1 protein-coding gene is annotated in these 3539 nt (G+C 74.1%); it reads left to right on the top strand.

Annotated elements, in window-relative coordinates; genetic code table 11:
* The coding region (locus VIB55_RS15070) for an amino acid adenylation domain-containing protein (RefSeq protein ID WP_331877485.1) at positions 1-3539 on the top strand (3539 nt) is incomplete at both ends.

The following is a 3539-nucleotide window of genomic DNA, read 5'->3' as shown; positions in this document are numbered from 1 at the left end:
AGCGGGCGCTGGAAGCGCAGCAGCACCAGGACATCCCGTTCGAGCAGGTGGTGGAGCTGCTGCAGCCGGTGCGCAGCCTGGCGCACACGCCGCTCTTCCAGGTGATGTTCAACTGGCTGAACATGCCCGAGCGCAGCCTGGAGCTTTCGGGGCTGGCGCTGGCCCCCGCGGGGGGGGCGCCCGCGCCCGGGCCGGCAGCGGCCGCGCAGGCGGCTGCGCCCATGGAAGCGTCGGCGCAGTTCGACCTGGCGCTGACGCTTTCCGAGCGGGGCGGGCGGATCTCCGGGTCGCTGGAGTACGCGACGGCGCTCTTCGATCGGGAAACGGTGGAGCGCCACGTGGGCTACCTGCGGCGGGTGCTCGCGCAGATGGTGGCGGACGAGCGCCGGAGCGTGGCGCGGCTGGAGCTGATGTCGCCGGCGGAGCGCGCGCGGGTCGTGGAGGAGTGGAACGCGACCGAGCTCGTCGCGCCGGACGGCGTGTGCGTGCACGAGCTCTTCGAGCGGCGGGCGGAGGAGACGCCTGATGCGATCGCCGTGGTCTCTGAGGGCGGGTCGCTCACGTACGCGGAGCTGAACGCCCGGGCCAACCGGCTTGCGCACCGGCTGCGCGCCGGGGGTGTGGGCCCGGACACGCGCGTGGCGATCTGCGCGGAGCGCACGCCGGAGATGGTGGCGGGGCTGCTGGCCGTGCTCAAGGCGGGCGGCGCGTACGTCCCGCTGGACCCGGCGTACCCGGAGGAGCGGCTGCGCTGGCTGCTGGAGGACAGTGCGCCTGTGGCGGTGCTCGCGCACGGGTCGCTCGCCGCGCGCTTCGCGGGCACGGGCGTGCCGGTGCTCGATCTCGACTCCGGCTCGTCAGCGTGGACAGGCCCGGAAACGAACCTGGGCCGCGGAGCGCTCCAGTCGGAGCACCTGGCGTACGTGATCTACACGTCGGGCTCCACCGGGCGGCCCAAGGGGGTGATGGTCACCCACCGCGCCGTGGGGCGGCAGGTCGCGGCCGTCCAGGCAGGGTTCGGCCTGACGGGGGGCGACCGCGTCCTGCAGTTCGCCTCCGTCGCCTTCGACGCCGCGGTGGAGGAAATCTTCGGGGCGCTGCTCACCGGGGCGGCGCTGGTGCTGCGCACCGAGGCATGGCTGGAGGGCGCGCACGCCTTCTGGAGCCGGTGCGCGGAGAACGGCGTGACGGTGGCGGATCTCCCGACGCGCTTCTGGCAGCTCCTGCTGGACGAGCCCTCGGCAGCCATCCCGTCGTGCGTGCGTCTGCTGGCCATCGGCGGCGAGGCGGTCGAGCCCACGGCGCTGCAGGCGTGGTTCGCGAGGGACGGGTACCGCCCGCCGCTCCTGAACACGTACGGCCCCACCGAGACCACGGTCAACGCCACGATGCGCGAGATCGTGAACGATCCCGCCACCTGGCGCTCCATCGGCCGGCCGGTGGCGAACACGCGCGTGTACCTGCTGGACGCGCGGGGCGGTCCGGTGCCGGTGGGCGTGTCGGGCGAGCTGTACATCGGCGGGGCCCAGGTGGCGCGCGGCTACCTGGACCGTCCGAGGCTGACGGCGGAGCGCTTCGTCCCCGACCCGTTCTCCCGTGAGCCGGGGGCGCGGCTGTACCGGACGGGCGACCTGGGGCGGTGGCGGCCGGAGGGGACCATCGAGTTCCTGGGCCGCACCGACTTCCAGGTGAAGATCCGCGGCTTCCGCATCGAGCTGGGCGAGATCGAGGCGCGGCTGGCCGAGCACGAGGCCGTGCGCGACGCGGTGGTGATGGCGCGCGAGGACGAGCCCGGCGACCGGCGGCTGGTGGCGTACTGCCTGGCCGACGAGGGGCTGGACGTGGAATCGCTGCGGGCGCACCTGGCGGGCCGGCTGCCGCCGTACATGGTGCCGGCGGCCTTCGTGCGGCTGGAGGCGTTTCCGGTGACCGCCGGCGGCAAAGTGGACCGCAGGGCGCTCCCCGCGCCCGAGGGCGACGCGCTCGCCACGCGCGGCTTCGAGGCCCCGGAGACCCAGACCGAGCAGGCGCTGGCCGACATCTGGGCCGAGGTGCTGCGGGTGGAGCGGGTGGGGCGCCAGGACAGCTTCTTCGACCTGGGCGGGCACTCGCTGCTGGCGGTGCAGGTGATCTCGCGGGTGCGGCAGCGGCTGGCCGTGCAGGTTGCGCTGCGTGACCTGTTCGCCCGGCCCGTGCTGGCCGACTTCGCGCGCGAGCTGGAAACCGCGTTGCGCGCCGAGCTGCCGCCGATCGAGCCGGTGGAGCGCGGGGGAGATCTGCCGCTCTCCTTCGCGCAGCAGCGCCTGTGGTTCGTGGAACGCCTGGCGGCCGCCGGCGCGGCGTTCCACATCCCCGTGCGGCAGCGGCTGCGGGGCGAGGTGGACCGGGCCGCCCTGCGGCGGGCGCTGGACCGCATCCTGGCCCGTCACGAGGCGCTGCGTACCGTCTTCGCCGAGGTGGACGGGGCGCCGGTGCAGCGGATCGTGCCGGCGGAGGAGAGCCCGTTCCCGCTCGTGGAACACGACCTCCGCGGCCGTGCCGAAGGGCCGGCGGAGCTTCGGCGGCTGATGGAGGAGGAGGCGGACGCGCCGTTCGACCTGGAGCGCGGGCCGCTGATCCGCGGCCGCCTGGTGCAGATCGGCGGCGACGACCACGTGCTGCTCATCACCATGCACCACATCGCTTCCGACGGCTGGAGCGTGGGGGTGTTCACCCGCGAGCTGGGCGCCCTCTACGGAGCGTTCCGCACGGGCCGGCCCGATCCGCTCCCGCCGCTCGCGGTGCAGTACGCCGACTACGCGGCCTGGCAGCGCCGATGGGTTGAGGGCGAGGTCCTTCGCGAGCAGGCGGAGTACTGGACGCAGGCGCTGGCCGGCGCCCCCGAGCTGCTGGAGCTGCCGATCGATCGTCCCCGCCCGGCGCGGCAGGACTTCACCGGCAGGATGATCGACATCGGGCTCGACGAGACGCTCTCGGCCGCGCTCAAGGAGCTTTCCCGCCGCCACGGGACCACGCTCTTCATGACGCTGCTGGCCGGCTGGGCGGCGGTGCTTGCCCGCCTCTCGGGGCAGAACGAGGTGGTGGTCGGCACGCCCACGGCCAACCGCGGGCGGGAAGAGATCGAGGCGCTGATCGGCTTCTTCGTCAACATGCTCCCCGTGCGCGTGGAGCTTTCCGACGCGCCCACGGTGGCGGATCTGCTGGCCCGGGTGAAGGAGCGGGCGCTCGGCGCGCAGCAGAACCAGGACATCCCCTTCGAGCAGGTGGTGGAGCTGGTTCACCCCGCGCGGAGCATTGCATACGCGCCGCTCTTCCAGGCGATCTTCACCTGGCAGAACGCCACCGGCGGCGGCGCCGGGCTCCCCGGCCTCGCACAGGCGCCGATGGGGCCCATAGGCCCGGCCGCGCCGCAGGGCCGGCCGGGCGGGGGAGCGGCGGCACCGGCCTCGTTCGACCAGGCGACGGCGCAGGTCGACCTGTCGCTGACGCTCTGGGAGCACGGTAGGAGGATCGCGGGGAACGTGACGTACGCCACGGCG

Source organism: Longimicrobium sp. (assembly GCF_036554565.1).
Lineage (GTDB): Bacteria > Gemmatimonadota > Gemmatimonadetes > Longimicrobiales > Longimicrobiaceae > Longimicrobium.
This window is presented reverse-complemented; position numbering and strand designations above follow the sequence as displayed.